Source organism: Streptomyces sp. NBC_01622 (genome assembly GCF_045209635.1).
Taxonomy (GTDB): domain Bacteria; phylum Actinomycetota; class Actinomycetes; order Streptomycetales; family Streptomycetaceae; genus Streptomyces.
In genome coordinates, this window is record NZ_CP109293.1 from 465,240 (window position 1) to 488,140 (window position 22,901).

General features: G+C 70.2%; 18 protein-coding genes. 9 read left to right on the forward strand and 9 right to left on the reverse strand.

Annotated elements, in window-relative coordinates:
• The first annotated feature begins 107 nt into the window (after positions 1-107).
• From OH768_RS02075 to OH768_RS02085, 3 genes are all read left to right on the forward strand, one after another.
• Positions 108-1,040 (forward strand): LysR family transcriptional regulator, encoded by a 933-nt coding sequence (locus OH768_RS02075; protein WP_406449378.1) that lies wholly within the window; start codon positions 108-110, stop codon positions 1,038-1,040.
• A gap of 103 nt (positions 1,041-1,143) precedes the next feature.
• Complete coding sequence (locus OH768_RS02080) at positions 1,144-2,022, forward strand: SMP-30/gluconolactonase/LRE family protein (protein ID WP_406449380.1); 879 nt, start codon at positions 1,144-1,146, stop codon at positions 2,020-2,022.
• Positions 2,023-2,121: 99 nt separating this feature from the next.
• Entirely contained in the window at positions 2,122-3,675 is a 1,554-nt protein-coding gene (locus OH768_RS02085; RefSeq protein ID WP_406449382.1) for a UxaA family hydrolase, read from the forward strand.
• A gap of 3 nt (positions 3,676-3,678) precedes the next feature.
• On the opposite strand, the gene OH768_RS02090 is transcribed toward OH768_RS02085, so the two are convergent.
• From OH768_RS02090 to OH768_RS02105, 4 genes are all read right to left on the reverse strand, one after another.
• Positions 3,679-4,293 (reverse strand): DinB family protein, encoded by a 615-nt coding sequence (locus tag OH768_RS02090; protein ID WP_406449384.1) that lies wholly within the window; start codon positions 4,291-4,293, stop codon positions 3,679-3,681.
• Between the two features lie 74 nt (positions 4,294-4,367).
• The gene (locus tag OH768_RS02095) at positions 4,368-5,276 is read right to left on the reverse strand and encodes a GlxA family transcriptional regulator (RefSeq protein WP_406449386.1); all 909 of its coding nucleotides are present in this window, start codon (positions 5,274-5,276) and stop codon (positions 4,368-4,370) included.
• A gap of 10 nt (positions 5,277-5,286) precedes the next feature.
• Positions 5,287-5,886, reverse strand: a complete 600-nt coding sequence (locus OH768_RS02100) for an isochorismatase family protein (protein WP_406449388.1) — start codon at positions 5,884-5,886, stop codon at positions 5,287-5,289.
• A gap of 102 nt (positions 5,887-5,988) precedes the next feature.
• Positions 5,989-9,363, reverse strand: a complete 3,375-nt coding sequence (locus OH768_RS02105; RefSeq protein WP_406465108.1) for a pyruvate carboxylase — start codon at positions 9,361-9,363, stop codon at positions 5,989-5,991.
• 235 nt (positions 9,364-9,598) lie between these two features.
• Between OH768_RS02105 and OH768_RS02110 the strand changes: the two genes are divergently transcribed.
• On the forward strand, positions 9,599-10,822 hold the full coding sequence (locus tag OH768_RS02110) for a chitinase (RefSeq protein ID WP_406449390.1): 1,224 nt from the start codon (positions 9,599-9,601) through the stop codon (positions 10,820-10,822).
• Between the two features lie 92 nt (positions 10,823-10,914).
• On the opposite strand, the gene OH768_RS02115 is transcribed toward OH768_RS02110, so the two are convergent.
• The 3 genes from OH768_RS02115 to OH768_RS02125 all read right to left on the reverse strand — a co-directional run bounded on the left by OH768_RS02115 (position 10,915) and on the right by OH768_RS02125 (position 14,512).
• On the reverse strand, positions 10,915-11,649 hold the full coding sequence (locus tag OH768_RS02115) for a hypothetical protein (protein WP_406449392.1): 735 nt from the start codon (positions 11,647-11,649) through the stop codon (positions 10,915-10,917).
• A 67-nt stretch (positions 11,650-11,716) separates the two neighbouring features.
• Complete coding sequence (locus tag OH768_RS02120; protein WP_406449394.1) at positions 11,717-12,904, reverse strand: M20 family metallopeptidase; 1,188 nt, start codon at positions 12,902-12,904, stop codon at positions 11,717-11,719.
• A gap of 48 nt (positions 12,905-12,952) precedes the next feature.
• On the reverse strand, positions 12,953-14,512 hold the full coding sequence (locus OH768_RS02125) for an AbgT family transporter (protein ID WP_406449396.1): 1,560 nt from the start codon (positions 14,510-14,512) through the stop codon (positions 12,953-12,955).
• A 113-nt stretch (positions 14,513-14,625) separates the two neighbouring features.
• Here OH768_RS02125 and OH768_RS02130 point away from each other — a divergent pair, with 113 nt between their 5' ends.
• Entirely contained in the window at positions 14,626-15,651 is a 1,026-nt protein-coding gene (locus OH768_RS02130; protein WP_406449398.1) for an Lrp/AsnC family transcriptional regulator, read from the forward strand.
• A 15-nt stretch (positions 15,652-15,666) separates the two neighbouring features.
• On the opposite strand, the gene OH768_RS02135 is transcribed toward OH768_RS02130, so the two are convergent.
• The gene (locus tag OH768_RS02135; protein WP_406449400.1) at positions 15,667-17,232 is read right to left on the reverse strand and encodes a hypothetical protein; all 1,566 of its coding nucleotides are present in this window, start codon (positions 17,230-17,232) and stop codon (positions 15,667-15,669) included.
• 65 nt (positions 17,233-17,297) lie between these two features.
• On the reverse strand, positions 17,298-18,041 hold the full coding sequence (locus OH768_RS02140; RefSeq protein WP_406465110.1) for an IclR family transcriptional regulator: 744 nt from the start codon (positions 18,039-18,041) through the stop codon (positions 17,298-17,300).
• A 105-nt stretch (positions 18,042-18,146) separates the two neighbouring features.
• Between OH768_RS02140 and mhpD the strand changes: the two genes are divergently transcribed.
• From mhpD to OH768_RS02160, 4 genes are all read left to right on the forward strand, one after another.
• A complete protein-coding gene (mhpD, locus tag OH768_RS02145; RefSeq protein WP_406449402.1) occupies positions 18,147-18,980 on the forward strand; it encodes a 2-keto-4-pentenoate hydratase in 834 nt (277 codons plus the stop codon).
• A complete protein-coding gene (locus tag OH768_RS02150) occupies positions 18,977-19,912 on the forward strand; it encodes an acetaldehyde dehydrogenase (acetylating) (protein WP_406449404.1) in 936 nt (311 codons plus the stop codon). Before mhpD ends, OH768_RS02150 begins: the two co-directional genes overlap by 4 nt.
• Positions 19,909-20,931, forward strand: a complete 1,023-nt coding sequence (gene dmpG, locus OH768_RS02155) for a 4-hydroxy-2-oxovalerate aldolase (RefSeq protein ID WP_406449406.1) — start codon at positions 19,909-19,911, stop codon at positions 20,929-20,931. The genes OH768_RS02150 and dmpG overlap by 4 nt, the downstream gene beginning before the upstream one ends.
• A 204-nt stretch (positions 20,932-21,135) precedes the next feature.
• Positions 21,136-22,845, forward strand: coding sequence for a carbohydrate binding domain-containing protein (locus OH768_RS02160; RefSeq protein ID WP_406449408.1), 1,710 nt, complete (start codon positions 21,136-21,138; stop codon positions 22,843-22,845).
• The last annotated feature ends 56 nt before the right edge of the window (positions 22,846-22,901 follow it).

The window sequence follows — 22,901 nt, forward strand, 5'->3', positions numbered from 1 at the left end:
GTCAACAGTGAAATACGAATACCGGTGATCCGCCGCGCAGATGACCTGCCGTCGGAGGAAATTCCCTACCGGCGGTGGCCGGTCCGCGGGGAGAGGAGGTTCGGTCAATGACGCTCGAACTGGCCTGGTTGCGTACCTGGGTCGAGGTCGTGGATACCGGTGGCTTCACCAGGGCGGCGGACAAGTTGCATTTGTCGCAGCCGCGCGTATCGGCGCACATCGCGAATCTGGAACGCGAACTCGGCTGTCTGCTCATCGAACGCCGTATCCGGCCGCTCACGCTCACCGACGACGGGCGTGCGCTGCTGGCCCGGGCACGGGCGGTTCTCGCGGCGGCGGACGAATTGGTCACCGCACGCCAGACCGATCTGGGCAACATCACCGGAAGCGTCACCGTCGCGAGTTTCGCCAGCGCGAGTTCGGAGTTCCTCCCGGGAGTCATCACGTCGTTGCAGGAGAGATATCCGCGGATCCGGGTGGCGGTCCTGGACGGGGATGTGGACTTCATCGAGGCGGCGCTGTCCGAGCGCCGGGTCTCGGTGGCCCTGCGCACGGTCCGGCCCGAGCCGCACGATCACGCCTTCACCATGCGGCCGTTGTGGCGGGAGCCCTACGTGATGCTCGCGCCGACCGGTCATCCCCTGCTCAAGAAGAGCGAGGTCGAAATCGCCGACTTCGCGAACCAGCGGGTCATCACGATCGGCGATCCGCTCGCCAACACGGTGGTCGGTTACGAGGCCGAGGTCGAGTTGAGCATCCAGAACCTGGTTTCCCCGAACGGAATCGTGTCGCATCAGCCGACCACGCTCGGCGCCATGGTGCGCGCCGGACACGGACTGGGCATCATCAACTATCTGGGCGCGGTGATGATTCTGCGCGAAGGAATGGAAATCCGCCCCATTCACCAACTCAACCGCTTTCGGGACGTGGGAATCTGGTGGCATTCGGAACGGCCACTGGGCGCAGCCGCACAGGCTTTCATCCGCGCGGTGATGAAGGCGCCCAGGCCCGAAGGCACGACAGCAATTCCACCGGTCTGACGCGGCCCGGTTCCATTCGCGGAACGAATGCCCGACATCTGTTCTTCGGCGTTGACGATCACGGGCGACCGGGGCCAGGTTGAAGGAAACGAACGGAGTGGCGATGGCCAGTGTCAGAACGTACGCAGATCTCGAAGTGGCGGTACGCAGTGAGACCTCGGACGTCGGCGAGGGACCGGTCTTCGATCCTCGCACCGGGCATCTCCTCTGGGTGGACATCTACGGCCGCAAGGTGTTCGAGGACGATCTGTCCACCGGTCGGCAGACCGTCATCGACGTCGGCACGATGGTCGGCGCGGTCGCACCCCGCGAGGCACACGACGGTTTCGCCGTCGCGGTGGCCGAGGGGTTCGGCTACGTCACCGGCGACGGGCTGACGCTGGTCGATCCCGTACTGCCCGAACCGAACCTGCGCATGAACGACGGAAAGGTCGACTCCCAGGGCAGGTTCTGGGCCGGCAGCAACGACATGGAGTTCGCGCCCGGCCGGGGCCGACTGCACCGATGGGACGGTACCGGTCCGAGCGTGGTCGTCGCGGACGGCCTCGTGCTGCCCAACGGACTGGGCTGGAACGCCGAGGACACCGTCATGTATCTCGCCGACAGCTACGCCAACCTCCTCTACCGCGCGGACTTCCACGCCGAACCGGGCGAACTCGGCCGCCTGGAGGTGCTGACCAAGACCGAGGGAGTCGGTGTCCCCGACGGTCTCGCCGTCGACGTCGAGGGCTGCTTCTGGGTCGCCATGCACGGCGCACGCGAAGTGCGACGGTACGACCCGACAGGGCGCGTCGTCGGACTGGTACCGGTGCCCGTGCTCCAGCCGACGAGTTGCGCCTTCGGTCCGGACGGCCGCCTGTACATCACCTCCGCGCGAAACGGCCTGTCCGCCGAGGAGTTGGCCAGGTCCCCGCTGTCCGGTTCCGTCTTCGTCGTCGAGACCGGGACGGCAGGGGTCCCTGTCCGCCCGTTCCGGGCCTGACCCAACTGCCGCCGGGGCACCGGGCATTCGTATTCCGGATGACCGACCATCGATAACCGTCTTTCCCCTGCGCGGTGTTGGGGCCCTACGGTCGATCACGTGAACAGTGAACGTCGTGACGCGGCGGGACCGGGACCGGCGGCGACCGTCAGGCCGCTGGTGCCTCGCCCCGGTGTGGACGACATAGGCCTGCTTCTCATGCCAGTGGCGCGGGGAACGCTCCTCGAACTCTCCGACGGCACAACACCGGCCGTCGAGGACATCCCCGCCGGGCACAAGGTCGCGCTGCACGACATCCCGAAGGGTGCCCCCGTCCGCAAGTACGGCGAGGTCATCGGTGTGGCCCTCGCCGACATCCCGGCGGGTGGCCACGTCCACGTGCACAACCTGGGCGTCGGCCAGTGGGAAGAGCCGACCCCGCACCGGTCACCGACCCGCCCGCGACCGACCGGTGTCGCCCCCGCCCGCGACCACTTTCTCGGCTACCGCAGGGCCGACGGACGGGCCGCCACCCGGAACTACGTCGTCGTGGTCCCGACCGTGAACTGCTCGGCCACGGTGGCCCGGATGATCGCCCTGCGGGCCGACGCCGTCCACAAGGGGACACCCGGCCTCGACGGGGTCATCGCGCTCCCGCACGACCTCGGCTGCGGAATGGCGGAGGGCACCCCCGGGGACGCCGTCCTGCGCCGCACGCTGCGTGGTTACCTCGGCCACGCCAACGTCGCGGCGGCCCTGCTGATCAGTCTCGGCTGCGAGGTGAACCGGCCCGAAATCCTCCTCCCCGACGGCGACTTGGGCGCCGAGACGCTCACCATCCAGCAACTCGGCGGTACGGCGGCCACGGTGAACGCGGCGCTCGACCGCATCGCGGACCTGGTCCCCCGTATCACGCGGACACACCGCACGCCGATCCCGCTTTCGGAACTGACCCTGGGCCTCCAATGCGGCGGCAGCGACGCCTACTCCGGCCTGACCGCGAACCCCACGCTCGGTGTCGCGGCCGATCTGCTCGTCGCCGCCGGCGGGCGGGTCGTACTCGGCGAGACCCCGGAGATCTACGGCGCCCACCATCTGCTGCGGGACCGGGCGACAACCCCGGAGTCGGCGGAACGGATCGACCAACTCATCGACTGGTGGCAGGAGTACACGGCCACGGGCGGCGCGACCCTCGACAACAATCCGTCGAGGGGCAACCGGGCCGGCGGGATCACCACCATCTGGGAGAAGTCCCTGGGCGCCGTGCTCAAGTCCGGGACGAGTCCGCTGAACGACGTCGTCGGCTACGCGGAGCCGGTCACCGCGCCGGGCCTCACCTTCATGGACACTCCCGGCTACGACCCCGTGTCGGCCACCGGGATGGTCGCGGGCGGCGCCAACCTGCTCGCCTTCACGACCGGCCGCGGCTCGTTGTTCGGCTCCCGTCCGGTCCCGTGTCTGAAGATCAGCACCACCAGCGAGTTGTACGAGCGGATGCGCGGCGACATCGACTTCGACGCCGGGCCTGCCATGAGCCACACCGCTCAAGTCGCTTACGGCGCCGCCCTGTTCGAAGCTCTGGTGGACCTGGCCTCCGGTGCGGAGAGCAAGTCCGAGGCGCTCGGGTTCGGGACCGAGGAGATCGTGCCCTGGCGCATGGGAGCGGTCCTGTGAGGGTCAGCCGCGCTCCCGGTACAGGTCACGCAGCATGGCGATCTCGGCTCCGTGGTGCAGTACTTCCTGGTTGACCCACCACACGATGTCGATGAACGGCTCCTCCGCGTCGCTGCCGTGCGGATAGGTGCAGTAGCCGACGGTGTCGAGCGCGGCGTCGTCGACGCTCCGCAGTGCCTTGCGCCAGGCATCGGCACCGGAGTCGAAGGCGGCCACCGCACCGGCCGCGTCGCCGCTGACTCGGTAGTCGTCGCGGGTCAGCGTGTGGCTGCCGGCCGTGTGGTCGGCGCGCAGGGTCAGCAGTTCGGCGAGGTGGCTCAGGCGCCAGGCGAGGGTGGTGAAGGGCGGCGGCCAAGGGTGCGGGTAGGCGGCCGAGTCACGGCCCCAGTCACCCTGTCCCACAAGGACAGTTGCCCGCGCTCCCGGGCCGTCCGCGCGCCGCCGCACCGACCAGCAGCCGGGCACCGGCTCCCAGAAGTACTCCTCGTCCGTCATGGGCCCGACCCGGGTGTCCGTGCCGTCGCCGCTGTCCACGACGGGCCCCGCGATACGGGCGGTGAGGCGTTCGCGCGCGAAGTCGAACTGGTCGAGCAGCGGAGCCAGACGCGGTGGGATCACTGGGCGCTCCTGTGGCGGGTCGGGCTGTCCTCGACCCGGCAACTTAACAGCGTCCCTGCCGAACCGCCCTTCGATTACTGGCCGCGGGCGCGCAGTCGGCGCAGCATGCGCGGGTCCTCGAAGCCCACCGAGCGGGCGGCGGCGTCGATCGTGGTGCCGTGACTGATGAGGTGCTCGGCGCGTTCGAGGCGGAGGGTCTGCTGGTAGCGCAGCGGGGTGAGTCCGGTGGCCCGGGTGAAGAGGCGGGTGAGGGTGCGTTCGCTGACGCCGACGGCCGAGGCGAGGGCGGGCAGGGGCAGCGCCTCGTCGAAGCGGGTGTCGATGAGGTCCTGGGCACGGTGCACGGTGTCGTCCAGGTGGGAGCGGTGCCGGAGCATCGCGCTGGACTGCGGTTCGTGGCCGTTGCGGCGGGCGTAGACGACCATGTCCCGGGCGATCTGGGCGGCCACGGCGGGGCCGTGCCGGGTGGCGACGATGTGCAGGGCGAGGTCGATGCCGCTGGCGATGCCGGCCGAGGTGATGACCCGGTCGTCGGTGGTGAACAGGACGTCCCGGACGACGGTCGCCCCGGGGTGGCGCAGGGCTAGTTCGTCCTGCACGTCGTGGTGGGTGGTGCAGTGGCGGCCGTCGAGGAGTCCGGCCCGGCCGAGGGCGTCGGCTCCGGCGCAGACGCTGGCCACCGTTCCGCCGCGGGCGTGGTGCTCCCGTAGGACCCGCAAGGGTGTGGGCCCGATGGCCGGCCCCTGGGCGAGCCGGAGCGAACGCCAGCCCGGCACCACGATCAGGTCCTCGGGGCCGAGCTCGGGCCAGTCGAGCCCGGCCGTCAGCGACAGCCCCTGGGCGCTGGTGACCTGGGGCTGCTCGGCGACGTAGGAGAGCGTGTAGGGGTGCCTGAAGTCGGCCGCCGTCGAGAAGACCTGCGCGGGGCCGGCCAGGTCCAGCAGATGGACTCCGGGTACCAGGAAGAAGACGACGTGGCTCACGATCCGGTCATCATGCCTGATGTGCTGCGGCGGCTTCCAGTTCGGCGACCGTCGCGATGGTGGCGAAGCGGCCGGCGAGGGCGTATTCGGTGCGGCGGATGATCTCGTCGGCGGGAAGGGTGCGGGGGTCGGCCAGGAGTTCGGCGACGGTCTGGTCGGCGGGGGCGTCGCGGTGCGCGATGGGGTTGGTGGCCGTCGCGTCGCTGACGAAGGTGACCTGGTAGCCGAAGTCGCTCGCGACCCGGGTGGTGGTCTCGACGCACTGCTCGGTGCGGATGCCGCAGATGGTGAGTTCGCGGACGCCGTGCTCGGTGAGGATCTGCTGCAGGTTGGTGGTGGTGAAAGCGTTGTGCGAGGTCTTGAGGAGGAGCGGCTCGCCCTCCGCGCGCTCCAGTCCGTCGATGAGGCGGACGTGGCCGAGGGCCGGGTCGAAGACGTCGCCGCTGCCCGGATCGGTGTGCAGTACCCACACGACCAGGTCGCCCGCCCGGCGGGCGAGCTGCACCAGGCGATCGGCCTGCTCGGCGATCTTCGGGTCGGAGATGGTCTCCCAGAGCGGCCGGGCGCGGAAGGATTCCTGGACATCGATGACGATCAGTGCTCGGTTCATGTCCCAAGAATGATCCGTGCGGGTGGGGCGGCGACAGGCCGCATCGGGTCCGGGACCGGACCGATCCGGTCACCGGTGAGGCAACCTGTCGCCGCCGTCCACCTACCTCAGCTCGACGAGCAGATCGCCGCCCTCCACCTGCTGGATGCGGTTGATGGCGAGGCGGGAGACCCGGCCGGACTTGGGGGCGGTGATCGCCGCCTCCATCTTCATGGCCTCGATGGTGGCGACGGTGACACCGGCCTCCACCTCGTCGCCCTCCTCGACCGCGAGGGTGACCACGCCCGCGAACGGGGCTGCCACATGGCCGGTGTTGATGCGGTCGGCCTTCTCGGTGACGGGGATGTCGGAGGCCGCGGCGGAGTCGCGGACCTGGATCGGACGGAGCTGGCCGTTGAGGGCGGACATCACGGTACGCATCCCGCGCTCGTCGGCCTCGCCGACGGCCTCCAGCTCGATGAGGAGACGGACGCCCGGTTCCAGGTCGACCGTGTACTCCTTGCCGGGGCGGATGCCGTAGAAGAAGTCCTTGCTGTCGAGGACGCTGGTGTCGCCGTAGGTCTGGCGGTGCGTCTCGTACTCGCGGGTCGGGCCGGGGAACAGCAGGCGGTTGAGGGTGGCGCGGCGGTCCTTGTCGAGGGCCGTGCGGTCCTCGGGGGTCAGGTCCTGTACGGGCTTGGGGGCGGCGCGGCCCTGAAGTGCCTTGGTGCGGAACGGCTCGGGCCAGCCGCCGGGCGGGGTGCCTAACTCGCCGCGCAGGAAGCCGATCACGGAGTCGGGGATGTCGTAGCGGTCCGGGGACGCCTCGAAGTCGGCGGGACTGACTCCGGCTCCCACCAGGTGCAGGGCGAGGTCGCCGACGACCTTCGACGACGGGGTGACCTTCACCAGGTGGCCGAGGATGCGGTCGGCGGCTGCGTACATCGCCTCGATGTCCTCAAAGCGGTCGCCGAGGCCGAGGGCGATGGCCTGGGTGCGCAGGTTGGAGAGCTGGCCGCCGGGGATCTCGTGGTGGTAGACGCGCCCGGTCGGTGAGGCGAGGCCCGCCTCGAAGGGGGCGTAGATCTTGCGGACGCTCTCCCAGTACGGTTCCAGGTCGCCGATGGCCTGGAGGTCGAGGCCGGTGGGGCGGTCGGAGTAGTCGGTGGCGGCGACGATCGCGGAGAGCGACGGCTGCGAGGTCGTGCCCGCCATGGAGGCCACCGCGCCGTCGACGGCGTCCGCGCCGGCCTGGATCGCGGCGAGGTACGTGGCGAGCTGGCCGCCCGCCGTGTCGTGGGTGTGCAGGTGCACCGGCAGGCCGAACTCGCGGCGCAGCGCGGAGACGAGGGCCGCGGCGGCGGGTGCGCGCAGCAGGCCCGCCATGTCCTTCACGGCGAGGACGTGGGCGCCCGCCTCGACGATCTGTTCGGCCAGGCGGAGGTAGTAATCGAGCGTGTAGAGGCGCTCGTCGGGGTTGGACAGGTCCGAGGTGTAGCAGAGGGCGACTTCGGCGATCGACGTTCCGGTGGCGCGTACGGCGTCGATGGCGGGGCGCATCTGGCCCACGTCGTTCAGCGCGTCGAAGATGCGGAAGATGTCGATGCCGGTGGCGGCGGCCTCCTGGACGAAGGCGTCGGTCACCTGGGTCGGATACGGCGTGTAGCCCACGGTGTTGCGGCCGCGCAGCAGCATCTGGAGGCAGATGTTGGGGACGGCTTCATGCAGGGCGGCCAGCCGGTCCCAGGGGTCCTCGGCGAGGAAGCGCAGCGCGACGTCGTAGGTGGCGCCGCCCCAGCACTCCAGGGAGAGCAGTTGCGGCACGGTGTGGGCGACCACCGGGGCGACCGCGAGGAGGTCCTTGGTGCGGACGCGGGTGGCCAGGAGCGACTGGTGGGCGTCGCGGAAGGTGGTGTCGGTGACGCCGATCGTGGGCGATTCGCGCAGGTGGCGGGCGAATCCCTCGGGGCCGAGTTCGGCGAGCAACTGCCGTGATCCGGCCGGGGGTTCGCCCGCGGGGACGGGCGGCAGCTTGGTGGTGGGGTCGATCAGGTCGGGGCGCTCGCCGTGCGGCTTGTTGACGGTGACGTCGGCGAGATAGGTGAGCAACTTGGTGCCGCGGTCGGCGGAGTGACGGGCCGTCAGCAGATGCGGGCGCTGCTCGATGAAGGACGTGGTGATGCGCCCGGCCTGGAAGTCCGGGTCGTCCAGCACCGCTTGCAGGAACGGGATGTTCGTGGCCACGCCGCGGATACGGAACTCGGCGACGGCACGCCGTGCGCGGTTGACGGCGGTGGTGAAGTCCCGTCCCCGGCAGGTGAGTTTGACCAGCATGGAGTCGAAGTGCGCGCTGATGTCCGTACCGGCGTGGGTGGTTCCGCCGTCGAGCCGGATGCCGGAGCCGCCGGGCGAGCGGTAGGCGCTGATGCGGCCGGTGTCGGGGCGGAAGCCGTTGGCGGGGTCCTCGGTGGTGATACGGCACTGGAGGGCGGCGCCGTGCAGGGTGACCGTCTCCTGCGAGAGGCCGAGGTCGGCGAGGGTCTCCCCGGAGGCGATCCGCAACTGTGCCTGGACGAGGTCGACGTCGGTGACCTCCTCGGTCACCGTGTGCTCGACCTGGATGCGCGGGTTCATCTCGATGAAGACGTGGTTGCCGTGCGGGTCGAGGAGGAACTCGACTGTGCCCGCGTTGCGGTAGCCGATCTCGCGGGCGAAGCGGACGGCGTCGGCGCAGATGCGGTCGCGCAGTTCGGGGTCGAGGTTGGGCGCGGGGGCCAGCTCGACGACCTTCTGGTGGCGGCGTTGCAGCGAACAGTCGCGCTCGAAGAGGTGGATGACGTTGCCCTCGCCGTCGGCGAGGATCTGCACCTCGATGTGACGGGGGTCGACGACGGCCTTCTCCAGGAAGACCGTGGCGTCACCGAAGGCGGACATGGCCTCGCGGGCCGCCGCCTCGATGGACTCGCGCAGGGTCGCGGGGTCCTCGACCCGGCGCATACCGCGCCCGCCACCACCGGCGACGGCCTTCACGAACACCGGGAAGCCGATCTCCTCGGCGGCGCGCACCAGTTCGTCGACGTCGGTGGAGGGCGCCGAGGAGCCGAGCACCGGTACGCCGGCCGCGCGGGCGGCGGCGATCGCCGTGGCCTTGTTGCCGGTCATCTCCAGGATGTGGGCACTGGGACCGACGAAGGTGATGCCCGCCTCCTCGCAGGCGCGGGCGAGTTCGGGGTTCTCGGAGAGGAACCCGTAGCCCGGGTACACCGCGTCCGCTCCCGCACGCTGGGCCGCGCGGACGATCTCGTCGACCGAGAGATAGGCGCGGACCGGATGCCCGGGCTCACCGATCTCGTAGGCCTCGTCGGCCTTGAGCCGGTGCAGCGAATTGCGGTCCTCATGGGGGAAGACGGCGACCGTGCGCGCGCCCAGCTCATAGCCGGCGCGGAACGCCCTGATCGCGATCTCGCCACGGTTGGCGACCAGCACCTTGCGGAACATTCCCGATCCCTTCAGCCTGCCGGTGACGTGCACCATGGTGTCGGCGTCACCCCTATAACGCCATGTGAGCCGGGACACTAGTCGCAAACGTGTCGCGCGGGGCCCTCCGACGAGCCGAAGGTAAAGAAATCGTATGGTCTAGTCCAAAGAGCAATTTGGTCCAGTCCAATCCATTGACGTGGCCGCGACATCGCCAGAAGCTGGGCGCCTCCCCCACTCCCACCGGAGGCACAACGTGACACGTCTTCGCGCATGTCTCGGCGCGGCAGCCGCCGTGACGCTCGCCGCCGCGGGCACGACCGCTCTCATCGCGACCAACGCCCAGGGCGCGACCAACGCGGCCACCGCGCTGAGCAACCGCTGGTACGCCGCGGCCCCCTACCTGATGCCGACGGACAACAACCCGCCCGACGCCGGCACCATCATGGACGCCACCGGCCTCAAGGCCTTCCAGCTCGCCTTCGTCCTCGCCCCCAACGGCGGCGGCTGCACCCCCACCTGGGGAGGCACCTCACCGGTCTCCTCGGACACCGCCGTCCAGTCGGTCATCAACACCATCCGCGCCAAGGGCGGCGACGTCTCCGTCTCCATCGGCGGCTACGGCGGCACCAAGCTCGGCCAGGCCTGCTCCGACCCGGCCTCCACAGCGGCGGCCTACCAGCAGGTCATCACCAAGTACGGCCTGCACGCGATCGACTTCGACCTGGAGGAGCCGGAGTACGAGAACACCGCGGCCATCCACAACGAGATCGGCGCGGCCAAGATCCTCCAGCAGAACAACTCGGGCCTGTACGTCTCGGTCACCACGGCCGGTACTGCGGACGGCACCAGCTGGTTCGGCAAGCAGATGCTGCTGGAGGCGAAGTCGCAGGGGTTCACCCCGAACAACTTCTCCATCATGCCGTTCGACGGCGGCTTCAACGGCGCGGCCTCGCAGACCAGCGCGCTCACCAACTTCAACTCCATCCTGCAGTCCACGTTCGGCTGGGACCAGGCGACCGCGTACGCCCACGAGGGCTTCTCGGGCATGAACGGGCGCAGCGACACCGGCGAGTACTTCACCCAGGCCGACTTCCAGACGGTCCTGAACTACGCCACCAGCCACAACATGGACCGCTTCACGTTCTGGTCCCTCAACCGCGACCGGCAGTGCAGCCCGGTCGACAACGGCGGTACGACGTCCGGGACTTGCTCCAGCGTCGCGCAGAACGCGTGGGACTTCGCGAAGTACTCGGTCCAGTTCGCGGGCGTGACCCCGCCGACCACGACACCGACGCCGACCCCGACTCCCACGCCGACCCCCGGCACATGCAAGACGGCGTGGAGCTCCACCGCCGTCTACACACAGGGCAACGAGGTGTCGTACGGCAACCACAACTGGGCCGCCAAGTGGTGGACCCAGAACGAGGTGCCCGGTGCCTCCCAGTGGGGCCCCTGGCAGGACGAGGGCGCCTGCTGATCCGGCGGGGTCAGCAGGACATGGGCTGCGACGTCGAGTAGGCCTTGGGAAGGGCGTACTCGGCGTCGCTGTCCGCTGCACGGAGTCCGTCGCTAGCGAAGGATGTTGACCGCCCGCGCGACAACCAGGACGACGATCGACACGGAGACCGAGGACTGGCCCATCATCAGCATCTTGGCCCAGCGCGAGAGCGGCATCACGTCGGTCGGGCTGAAGGCCGTGGAGTTGGTGAAGGACAGGTACAGGTAGTCCAGGAACGCCGGTTCCCAGTCCGGTGGCGCGGTCTCCGGGCTCTGCATCTGGACGAAGAGGAAGTCGGCGTAGGGATGGCTGCCCATGACCCGCGCCACGGGCCCGCCCCGGTCCCACTCCCAGTACCAGAGGGCGAACACGATGACGTTCGTCAGCCAGATGCCCCCGCCGGTCAGCAGCAGCGGTCCGGCGCCCAGCTCGTCGGTGCCCCTGACCAGCCCCACCACCAGCCGGGCCGCTGCCCACCCGTTGGCCAGGGTGATCACGCCCGTCAGGACCAGACTCGGCCAGCGCAGCCACCGAGTGCCGGGCTCGATCCGCCGGGGATTGGCGACGAACAGACCGACCATCAGGACGAGTTCCAGGGCCGGCAGCAGCCAGTACGGCCGGAAGGCGAGCCGGAGCGGCAGCATCAGCTGCACGGCAACCGCCACGAGGATCACGGCCGACACGGCCCACCGCGTCTCCCCGCGCGTCACCCGCCGCCACGCGGGCACCACATCGCGCCTGCCGTCCTCCAGCAGCCGCTCGATCCTGGCCAGGCGGCCCTCGGGGTCGTCTCTGTCGTCCGTCATGGCACCGATTGTCCCCGGCCGGCGGTCGGTCCCATGACGCGCCCCACCCTGGACGGGCCGATCGCGGTCAACCCCGCAGCGGTTCCACCAGTCGCCCCAACAACCCCGCGACCAGCGCGGTCTGCCCGGGCACGGTATCCGGATAGATGAACTCCCCCTGCGCATGCGCCCCGTCGCCGACCGCGCCCATTCCGCACAGCACCGGCAACCCGAGCGCGGCGACGAAGTTGGCGTCGCTGGCGCCGCCGACGGCGGTGTCGCGCAGGGGGGCGCGGCCCTGCTCACACGCGACCTCGCGGGCGAGGCCGAGCAGCGGGGCGGAAGCCGCGTTGAGGGTCATCGGCGGGCGGTTCCAAGCATGGTCGACCTCGATGCGGACGCGCGGGTCGCTGACCTTGATGGCGTCCAACTCGGCGTCCACCCGGTCCTGTTCGGCGGCGCTGCTGACCCGGATGTCGACGCCCGCGGTCGCCTGCCCGGCGACGACGTTGATGGCCGAACCGCCCTTGATGAGCCCGGTATTGATGGTGGTGCCCCGCTCCGGGGCGGCGACGGCCGCGGCGGCCACCACGAACTCGGACAGTGCGGTGATCGCGCTCGCCCCGTCCTGCGGTGCGAGCCCCGCATGGGACTCGACGCCGGTGGCCGTGACCTGGAAGATCCCGGTGCCCTTGCGGGCGGTCTTCACCGCGCCGTGGGCACTCGGCTCAAGGACCAACGTCGCATCCACCTTCTGCGCGAGCTCCTCGATCACCGGCCGCGAGGAGAGGGAGCCGATCTCCTCGTCACCGTTGAAGAGGAAGGTGACGGTGGGCAGGGGCGCCCCGCTCTCCCTGGCCAGCTTCAGGGCCCAAATGCCCTGCGCCAGACCGGTCTTCATGTCGAAGATGCCCGGCCCGCTCAGCCTCGGCCGCCCGTCCTCGGACGCCCCGGGCTGCTCCCATCCGGCGAGGGTTCCGGTCGGCCACACGGTGTCGTAGTGGCCGACGAGCGCCACCTGGCCTGCACCCGTCCCCGCGTAGGTCAGGGTGAGGGTGTCGCCGCACTCTCCGCCCGGGTGCCGCTGTTCGTGGTCGGGGCGGCCGAGCCGCTCCACGGTCAGTTCGCGCAGCAGGTCCAGGCCGGTCGCGAGGGCGGGAAGGTCGTAGCTGCCGGTCTCGTGGCGGACGAGGGTCAGGATGTCGTCGACGATCCGCGACGAGGCGTCCTGGGCGCGGGTGGTGAGGGTGGCGGCGGGTGCGGGTGAGGCGGTCATGATCTGCTTTCTTTTGCGAACCGGCGGGTGACGTAGCTCAGTCGGGGTTCAGCCGATGCCGAGCGGGATGCCCAGCAGGTACCAGGCCACGAAGAACGCGACCCAGACGACCCAGACGACGGCGGCGATGGGGATCGTGAAGGAGGCCAGGGTGCCGATGCCGGCCGACTTGCGGTATCGCTGGATGAAGCCCAGGGCCATGACGAAGTAAGGGCTCATCGGGGTCACGCAGTTGGTGACCGAGTCGGCCACGCGGTAGACGGCCTGGGTGGTCTCGGGCTCGATGCCGATGAGCATCAGCATGGGCACGAGGACCGGCGCGGCCAGCGCCCACAGCGCGGAGCCGCTGGTGATGACCAGGTTCATGAAGGTGATCAGCACGGCGATGCCGACGAGCACCGTCCAGCCGTGGAGGTGCAGGTCGCGCAGGGTCTCGGCGCCCTTGACGGCAAGGATGTCGCCGATGTTCGTCCACTTGAAGTAGGCGAGGAACTGGGCGATCGCGAAGAACAGGACGAGGATCGGTGCCATGGAACGGGTGCCGTCCACCATCGCGCCGATGCTGTCGCGGGCGGCGGTGAAGGTGCCGGTCATCCGGCCGTAGACGGTGCCGAGCACGGCGAAGAACACGCCCAGGACGAGCGCCATCCCGCCGATGAGCGGGGAGTTGACGATGCCGCCGCCCTCGCCGCGCAGGGGCGAGGAGGCGGGGATCATGGCCGCCGCGAGGAACGCGAGGAAGCCGACGGCGACCAACCCGGTGGCGCGCAGGGCGCGTTGCTGCCGGTCGGTGATCTCGATCGCGGCCAGTTCCTCGGCGTCGGGCGCGGCGACCGGCTCGTCGGGTTCCAGGTCGGAGCGGCGGGCGAGGACCTTGTCGACGACCAGGGTGATCACGAGGGCCACCAGGATCGAGGAGCCGAGGCCGAAGAAGTAGTTGGCGACCGGGGTGACGACGTAGTGCGCGTCGATGGTGTGGGCGGCGGCCGTGGAGATCCCGGACAGCAGGACGTCGGTGGTGGTGAGCGACGGGGAGGCGTCGTACCCGGCGGCGATCGAGACGTAGGCGACGACACAGCCGAGGACCGGGCTGCGGCCGGCCGCGCGGAAGACCAGGGCACCGAGCGGGATGAGGGTGACGTAGGCGGCGTCGCCCGCGACATGACTGACCATGGCCGTCATCGACAGGGCGAAGGTGAGGTACCGGCCCGGCACGCGGGCGACCATGCGGCGCAGCAGGGCGGAGAAGAGTCCGCTCTTCTCGGCGACGGCGATGCCGAACATCACGGTGAGGATGGTGGCCAGCGGCGGGAAGGCCGCGTAGTTGTCGACGGCTCCCTCGACGGCCATGGTGAGGCCGTCCTTGCTGAGGAGATTCCGTACCTCGATGGTCTCGTGCGTGCCGGGGTGCACGGCGCTCAGACCGGTCGTCGCCAGGACGGCGCTGAGGACGGCGACGACGCCCGCGAGGATCCAGAACAGCCAGAAGGGGTTGGGGAGTCTGTTCCCGATCTTCTCGATCGCCGCCAGGCCCCGGAACGCGGTGCGCAGGGCCCTCGACCGGGGCTCGGTGGACTGCGGCTGAGGCTGGGCCGAGGTGACACTCATCGGTACCTCTTCACACAATGGGGGGATGTTCCTGCGAACGATGGCACCTCAATGAGAGATTCTCCATCCCCTGGATGTAACGGTGGGATTAAACGGCATCTAGAGTGAGGCCTATGACCCGTCCTCTCCTCGACGAGCTCGACCGGCGCCTCATCGGCGCGCTGCACCTGGCGCCCCGGGCCACCTGGGACGACATCGGCGAGATCCTGGCCGCCGACGCCAGCACGCTCAAACGGCGCTACGACCGCCTGCACGAGGCCCGCATGGTGCGCGTGATCGGGCAGGCCGACTGGGGCATCCACTCCACGGCGATGCCGGTCCACGTCTTCCTGGACATCACCGGCGAGAGCCCACTGGCCGTCCTCCACCGGCTCCGCGGCCTGCCCCATCTCCAGCTGCTGGCGCAGATCTCGGGCGACTACCCGCTCTACGCCGTCGTGCACGCCCCGTCGGAGGCGGCGACCAGCGAGGCGATCGACCGGATGTTCTCCGTGCCCGGTGTCCGCCGCGTGAACGCGCTGCCCGCGCTCAGCACGCTGCGCCGGGGCCGGACCTGGGACCCGCAGTTCCTCACGGACACCGAGCGCGCCGAGCTGCTGAAGCTCGCCGGCGCCCGCCCCGAGGGCACCGCGACCGCGACACCCCCGGCGAAGCCGCTGAGCGAGGCGGAGCGCGGTGTCGTCACCGAGTTGCTCCGGGACAGCCGCGCGTCCGCGGCGAGCGTCTCACGGGCCACCGGTCTGGCCACCTCCACCGCGCACCGCGTCGTCCGCCGGGTCCTGGACGAGGGATGGGTCAAGCCGCGCCTGGAGATCGTGTCGGAATGGCTCGGCTTCCAGACCGCGTTCATCCTGCGCCTGCGGGTGGCCCCGGGTGCGACCCCCGAGGTCATGCACCGCATCGACCAGCTCCCGCAGACGCGGCTCGCCGCGCAGGTGGCCAGCGACATGTCGGTGCTCGCCACCGGCCTGGTGACCGACCGCTCCGCCCTGGCGCGCTTCGTCGACGACGAGCTGGCGAGGATCCCCGGCCTGCTCGGCGTCAGCGTCGCCGTCATGCTCGCCGAGCCGCGCCGCTACTGGCTGGACCGCGACCTGACCACCGGCCTCGGCACCTTCCACGCACCGGCGCTGCTGTGAGCGGACCCTCGTGCGTCAGCCGGTGCCGAAGGACCCCGTGGCGTAGGCGCACTCCGTGTAGATGTAGCCCGACCTGAGCTTGGCCGTGTCCGAGGCCGGGCTCGCGGTCGAACTGTCCGGACGGTGCACGAAGTACGTGGTGCCGGTGGGCAGACTGATCGTCTTCTGCGGGTAGTTCTTGCCGCCGCTGCACGGCTTGAACCCGGTCAGCAGGGTGGTGGTCAGGGAGTACGTCGTGCAGCTGCCGCAGGCCTTGAGCGTGAAGCTGCCGGTGACCGGCCCGGTGTACAGGACGGTGATGTCGTCGGGGCTGTCGTTCTTGACCGTGACGGAGATGCTGCCGCCGGACGCGGTGGTCGGCAGCTTCTTGCCCGCGGCGGGGACCGTCTGGGCCACCTCGGCGGCGATCGCGATCTTCTTGGCGCGGGCCCGGTTCCTGTCGTGCGTGTTGTTCTTCACGAAGTCGTTCATCGTGCTGAGCGCCGAGTCGAAGTCACCGGACTTGTACTGCGAGATTCCGCACTGGTAGGCCCCGGCGTCGGCCTGACTGCCGGCGCGCGTGGCGTCCGCGCCGAGCGCGTCGGCCACGCCCGCCTGTCCGCCCTGCAGGCTCCCGATCTGGGTGGAGAGACTCTGCAACCGCTCGACGGCCGCGCACGGCTCGCTTCCGCTCACACCCTGCGCCGCCCTGGTGACAGCCGACTTGACGGCCGGTTCGACCTGACCCGCCTGGGACGACTGGGGGAAGGTGGCCAGCAGATCCCCGAAGTTCGTCGGCCAGTCGGCGCTCTGCGTGGCCAGCGAGGTGGAGGCGCATTCGTAGAGGGAGGTGGCCAGCCGGTCGTCCGGCCAGGTGGTCAGCGTGCCCAGCTGCTTCTTGCCGATGGTGCCCGGGACGGTCCGCAGATACTTCAACTGGGGTATCGCGGCACAGTAGTTCTTCTGCGAGTAGGCCCCGGCGACCGTCGTGTAGAAGGTCTTCAGCCGGTCGGGCACCTTGTCGGCCGCCCGCGATCCGGAGTGCGCGGTGGTGAGGTCGTCGTACACGCCCAGCGCCTGGCGGTAGTGGGGTTCGGCCGCGGAGAACGACAACTTGCCGCTGTCCGCCACGAGTTGGTCGGCCTTCTCCAGCCGGTCGAGGAGCATCTGCTGAGTCGCCTCGTCACGGGCGTTGTCGTACAGCACGACTCCCCCGGCGGGTACGGCGAGCAGCACCAGGCCCAGCAGGATCGCGAGCGGTGTGGGCGCGGGCCAGGCCAGCCGGGTGCGCAGACCGACCAACGCACCGTGGACGGCGGCGAACCCGAGGAACACGACGTACAGCACGACGAGCGGACCCGAGACGCCGTCCGGGTCGGCGGGCAGCGCCACCAGCAGCAGGACGACGGTCGCGACCCAGCACACGGCCATCAGCAGCCAGCGGCGCGTCAGCGCGTAACCGAGGCCGAGGCCACTGAGGTTGAGCAGGCCGACCGCGACGGATCTGAGTCGGTCCGGCGGCGCGGGTGGTGGACTGGACGGCATGGGTGGAACGGCGAAGCCCTGATACCCCTGATAACCGCCGTACTGGTCCCCGGACATGATTCTCCCCCCGCTCAACAACGCCCCCGTTACCGTGACTTGTCAGTGTACGGTCGGGTTCGCCGCTAGGACAGTGGGGACCGCGGGGCACCTGCGCCCCTCAGCACCCTGGACAGTCCGAGCGCCGCCGTCCGTACCGCCGGGGCGAGTTGGGCGGGCCGGAAGCGAGTGCGCGGTACGGCGACCGAGAGGGCGGCGACCGCGGTGTCGCCGGCGAACACCGGGGCCGCGATGCAGCTCACGCCCGAGGCCGCCTCCTGTTCCTCGTAGGCGAGGCCGGAGACCTGGATCTTCTCCAGGGCCGTGCGCAGCCGGGCCGGGTCGGTGATCGAGTACGGGGTGAGGCTCGGCAGCGGCCGGGACAGCACCTCCTCCGTCAACTCGGCGCCTGAGAAAGCCAGTAGGGCTTTGCCGACGGCCGTGCAGGTCAGTGGCAGGCTGCCGCCGATGCGGGAGGGCAGCCGCAGGGCCTCGTGGCCGTGGATGCGTTCCAGGTAGACCACCTCCATGCCCTCGCGGACGCCGAGGTGGATGGTCTCACGGGTGGCCTCGAACAGGTCCTGGAGGAACGGCAGGGCCGTCTCGCGCAGATCGCGCCGGTGCGGCACCAGCGAGCCCAGCTCGAACAGCTTCGCGCCCAGCAGATAGCGCGGACCCGAGCGCTCCAGCCAGCCCAGCCCGACGAGGTCGGCCGCCAGCCGGTGGACGGTGGGCTTGGGCAGTCCGGTGCGCTCCGAAAGTTCCGACAGGCGGTACGGTCCGCCGCTCGGACTGAAGCAGTCGAGGATGAGCGCGGCCTTCTCCAGCATGCTGCCGCCCGCGATGTTCCGTGTCACGGAACAAACATTGTCCACTGGAGGGGATGCTGTCTATACCGAGGGGTGTACCCGCACTGCTCTCCCAGGAGGTAACCCGTGCCCACCGTGCCCGACGGCGCCCGCCCGGACGCCGTGTCCCCGGCCGTGGTCAAGGCCGCCGACCTGCTGGCGGAGGCCACCCGTACCGGGGTCGCCTGTCCGCCGGTGCGCGACCTGCTCGACGGCGGCGGCCTGGAGACCGCCTACGCCGTGCAGCAGCTCAACGTCCGGCGCGGTCTGGATTCCGGCCGCCGCATCGTCGGCCGCAAGATCGGCCTGACTTCCCCCGCCGTACAGCGCCAACTCGGCGTGGACCGGCCGGACTTCGGCGCGCTGTTCGCCGACATGGCGGTGCCGGACGGCGGCGAGGTGCCCGTGGGCCGACTGCTCCAGCCGAAGGTGGAGGCGGAGGTCGCGCTGGTCCTCGGCCGGGACCTGCCGCACCCCGAGTGCACGATCGTGGACGTGCTGCGCGCGGTCGACTTCGCGCTGCCCGCGCTGGAGATCGTCGACAGCCGGGTGCGGAACTGGGACATCTCCCTGGTCGACACCGTCGCCGACAACGCCTCCTGCGGCCTGTACGTCCTGGGCGGCACGCCCGTACCGCTGACCGCCGTGGACCTGCGCGCGGTCACGATGACCATGAGCCGGGACGGTGAGACGGTTTCCGAGGGCACCGGCGCCGACTGTCTCGGCAGCCCCCTCACCGCGGCGGTCTGGCTGGCCTCGGCCCTCGCCGAGCGGGGAGACCCGCTGCGCGCGGGCGACCTCGTGCTGACCGGCGCCCTCGGCCCGATGACGCCCGCCGCCCCCGGAGACTCCTTCGAGGCGCACATCTCGGACCTGGGCTCGGTACGGGTCCGCTTCGCCACGGAAGGGAACGGCAAGTGACGACCAAGGTCGCCATCATCGGCTCCGGCAACATAGGCACCGACCTCCTGATCAAGGTCCTGCGCCTCTCGGACACCCTGGAGATCGCCGCGCTGGCCGGCATCGACCCGGACTCCGACGGCCTGGCCCGCGCCCGCCGCCTCAAGGTCGCCACAACTCACGAGGGCGTCGAAGGACTGGTCGAACTGGACGAGTTCGCCGACGTCGACCTCGTCTTCGACGCGACCTCGGCCGGCGCCCACCGCCACCACGAAGAGGTCCTACGGCCCCTGGGCCGCACCCTCGTCGACCTCACTCCGGCCGCCATCGGCCCGTACGTCGTCCCGCCGGTAAACGGCGAGGCCCACCTCGACGCCCCGAACGTCAACATGGTCACCTGCGGCGGCCAGGCCACGATCCCGATCGTCGCCGCCGTGGGCGCCGTCTCACCGGTCCACTACGGCGAGATCGTCGCGTCGATCGCCTCGCGCTCGGCCGGCCCCGGCACCCGCGCGAACATCGACGAGTTCACCGAGACCACCTCCCGGGCCATCGAGGCGGTCGGCGGCGCCGCGCGCGGCAAGGCGATCATCGTCCTCAACCCGGCCGAACCCCCGCTGATCATGCGGGACACCGTGCACTGCCTGGTCTCCGACTGCGCGACCGAGGCGGTCACCGCGTCCGTCGAGGAGATGGTCGGCCGCGTCCAGTCGTACGTGCCCGGCTACCGCCTCAAGCAGAAGGTGCAGTACGACCGGGTGACGGCCGACGACCCGCTGCGCAGCCTCGCCCCGGGCGCGGGTGAGCTGCTGAAGGTGTCGGTGTTCCTGGAGGTCGAGGGGGCCGCCCACTACCTCCCCGCCTACGCCGGGAACCTCGACATCATGACCTCGGCCGCCCTGCGCACCGCCGAGCGCATGGCCGCCCGCACTGCCAAGGAGACCGCCAAGTGACCCCGTCTCTCTACGTCCAGGACGTCACCCTCCGGGACGGCATGCACGCCGTACGCCACCGCTACACCGTCGACCAGGCCCGCGCGATCGCCGCCGCCCTGGACTCGGCCGGAGTGGCCGCCATCGAGATCGCCCACGGCGACGGGCTGTCGGGCTCCAGCATCAACTACGGCGTCGGCGCCCACACCGACTGGGAGTGGATCGAGGCCGTCACCGACGTCGTACGGCAGACGGTCCCCACGACCCTGCTGCTGCCCGGCATCGGAACCGTCCACGACCTCAGGCAGGCCCACGCGCTGGGCATCCGCTCGGTACGGGTCGCCACGCACTGCACCGAGGCCGACATCTCCGCCCAACACATCGCCGCCGCACGGGAATTGGGCATGGATGTGGCCGGCTTCCTGATGATGTCCCACATGGCCGAGCCGGCCGAACTCGCCCGCCAGGCCAAGCTGATGGAGTCCTACGGGGCCCACTGTGTGTATGTCACCGACTCCGGGGGCCGGTTGACGATGGACGGCGTCCGGGACCGCTTCCGCGCGTACCGCGAAGTCCTCGCCCCGGAGACCGAGTTGGGCATCCACGCGCACCACAATCTCGCACTGGGCGTGGCCAACACGGTCGTCGCGGTCGAGAGCGGCGCGATACGCGTCGACGCCTCCCTCGCGGGCCAGGGCGCGGGCGCGGGCAACTGCCCGCTGGAGGCGTTCGTCGCGGTGGCCGACCTGATGGGCTGGAAGCACGGCTGCGACCTGTTCCCGGTCATGGACGCGGCCGACGATCTCGTACGACCGCTGCAGGACCGCGAGGTGCGGGTGGACCGCGAGACCCTCAGCCTCGGCTACGCGGGCGTGTACTCCAGCTTCCTGCGCCACGCCGAGACGGCCGCCGCCCGCTACGGACTCGACACGCGCAGCATCCTGGTCGAGGCGGGGCGGCGGGCGATGGTCGGCGGCCAGGAGGACATGATCACGGACATCGCACTGGACCTGGTCGCACGCGCGGCGAACCCGGCCTGAGCCCGGACCGGCCTCGAGGACGCGAGTGTCGGCACCTCATGACGCCGACACTCGTGGGGAGTTGAGGCAGACCGACCCGACGGTATCGAGTTGGTCTAGTCCTCTTGACGGAGAGCCGTGCGGGCGCTTTGGTATATACCAAAGCCTTCACGTGCCACCCCCCATCACTCCCCCCTTATAGGCACCCCCGAAAGGGGATCTGTCATGCGCCTGGCAAGACTCGCGGCTTCCGTGTGCACCCTCGCGCTCTCGGTCACCGGCGTCACCGTCGCCCTGGCCCCCGCGAGCAGCGCCGCGGGAAGCAGCGTCTACTCCGTGGCCCCCTACGTCGACATGTCGAACAGTCAGGAAGGACTGCTCGACACCGCCATCACCGGACACCAGCTCAAGGCGTACACAGCGGCCTTCGTGCTCGGCGTCGGCTGCAACCAGATCTGGGGCGACACACTCCCCATCGGCAACGACTCCTTCACCGACCCCTTGATCGCCAAGGCGAAGTCCGAGGGCGCGTCGGTCATCATCTCCTCCGGCGGTGCGAGCGGCGAGCCGCTGGCCTGGACGTGCTCGACGCAGAGCAGCATCGACGCCGGATACCAGGCCGTCATCAACGACTACGGCGTCACCCAGCTCGACTTCGACATCGAGGGCGCCGCCATCGCGGACACCGCGGCGGCGGCCCGCCAGATGCAGGCGATGAAGGACCTCAAGGCGGCCAACCCGAACCTGAAGTTCTCCATGACCCTCCCGGTGCTGACGAGCGGGCTGACCGGCGACGGCGTCAACATCGTCAAGGCCGCCAAGAACGCGGGCATCAAGATCGACGTGCTCAACATCATGGCCATGGACTACTACGCGGGCACCGGCACCGAGATGGGGCAGGCCGCCGTCTCCGCGGCGAAGGCCACGCTGGCGCAGATGCAGTCCGTCGACTCCAGCTACACCTACGCCAACCTCGGCATCACCCCGATGATCGGCAAGAACGACGACGGCTCCACCTTCACCCTGGCCGACGCCCAGACGGTGGAGAGCTTCGCCGCGCAGAACAGCGTCGGCCGGCTGGCGTTCTGGGCGATCACCCGGGACCAGGCGTGCAGCGGCAGCGCCAACTCCCTGCCCACGTGCAGTCAGATCAGCCAGAACAGCCTCGCGTTCACCGACGCGTTCGTGCCTTACACGGGCACGGGCACGGGCGGCGGCGGAGGCACCACCAGCGACTTCTCACTGTCCCTGTCGCCGGGCTCAGCCTCGGTGGCCCAGGGCGGTTCGGCGACCTCGGCCGTCTCCACCGCCGTCACCTCCGGCAGCGCCGAGTCCGTCAGCCTCTCCACCTCCGGCGCACCCTCCGGCGTCAGCGTCTCGTTCAGCCCCAACTCCGTGACATCCGGGGGCAGTTCGACGCTGACGGCGACGGTCGGCTCGTCCGTGGCCGCGGGCAGCTACCCGATCACCGTCACCGGCACCGCCGCGACCGGCAGCCACAGCGCCACGTACACGCTCACCGTCACCAGCAGCAGTGGAGGAGGGGGTGGCGGGGGCTCGCTGACCAACGCGGGCTTCGAGACCGGCAGTCTGAGCCCGTGGACCTGCACGGGCGGCAGCGCGGTGGTCTCCAGTCCGGTGCACAGCGGAAGCCACAGCCTTCAGGTCACGCCGAGTGCCAGCGGTACCGGCGAATGCGACCAGACCGTCGCCCTGTCCCCCAACAAGAGCTACACGCTCACCGCCTGGGTCCAGGGACCGTACGCCTACCTCGGGGTGAGCGGCGGTGCCTCCGCGAGCACCTGGTCCAACAGCACGAGCTGGAACCAGCTGTCGGTCGCCTTCACCACCGGCAGCAGCGGAACGGTCACCGTCTACGTCCACGGCTGGTACGGCCAGTCCAACGTCACCGCGGACGACTTCACCCTCAGCTGACGGCCCGCCGACATATCCGCGACGGTGCCCAGGGGACCCCTGTCCTCCTGGGCACC

Bases quoted from the DNA above. Each gene is read 5' to 3' on its own strand.
- OH768_RS02075 (WP_406449378.1), top strand. From the start codon at position 108: ATGACGCTCGAACTGGCCTGGTTGCGTACCTGGGTCGAGGTCGTGGAT.
- OH768_RS02080 (WP_406449380.1), top strand. From the start codon at position 1,144: ATGGCCAGTGTCAGAACGTACGCAGATCTCGAAGTGGCGGTACGCAGT.
- OH768_RS02100 (WP_406449388.1), bottom strand. From the start codon at position 5,886: ATGAACCGAGCACTGATCGTCATCGATGTCCAGGAATCCTTCCGCGCC.
- OH768_RS02105 (WP_406465108.1), bottom strand. From the start codon at position 9,363: ATGTTCCGCAAGGTGCTGGTCGCCAACCGTGGCGAGATCGCGATCAGG.
- OH768_RS02115 (WP_406449392.1), bottom strand. From the start codon at position 11,649: ATGACGGACGACAGAGACGACCCCGAGGGCCGCCTGGCCAGGATCGAG.
- OH768_RS02120 (WP_406449394.1), bottom strand. From the start codon at position 12,904: ATGACCGCCTCACCCGCACCCGCCGCCACCCTCACCACCCGCGCCCAG.
- OH768_RS02125 (WP_406449396.1), bottom strand. From the start codon at position 14,512: ATGAGTGTCACCTCGGCCCAGCCTCAGCCGCAGTCCACCGAGCCCCGG.
- OH768_RS02130 (WP_406449398.1), top strand. From the start codon at position 14,626: ATGACCCGTCCTCTCCTCGACGAGCTCGACCGGCGCCTCATCGGCGCG.
- OH768_RS02135 (WP_406449400.1), bottom strand. From the start codon at position 17,232: ATGTCCGGGGACCAGTACGGCGGTTATCAGGGGTATCAGGGCTTCGCC.
- OH768_RS02140 (WP_406465110.1), bottom strand. From the start codon at position 18,041: ATGCTGGAGAAGGCCGCGCTCATCCTCGACTGCTTCAGTCCGAGCGGC.
- OH768_RS02160 (WP_406449408.1), top strand. From the start codon at position 21,136: ATGCGCCTGGCAAGACTCGCGGCTTCCGTGTGCACCCTCGCGCTCTCG.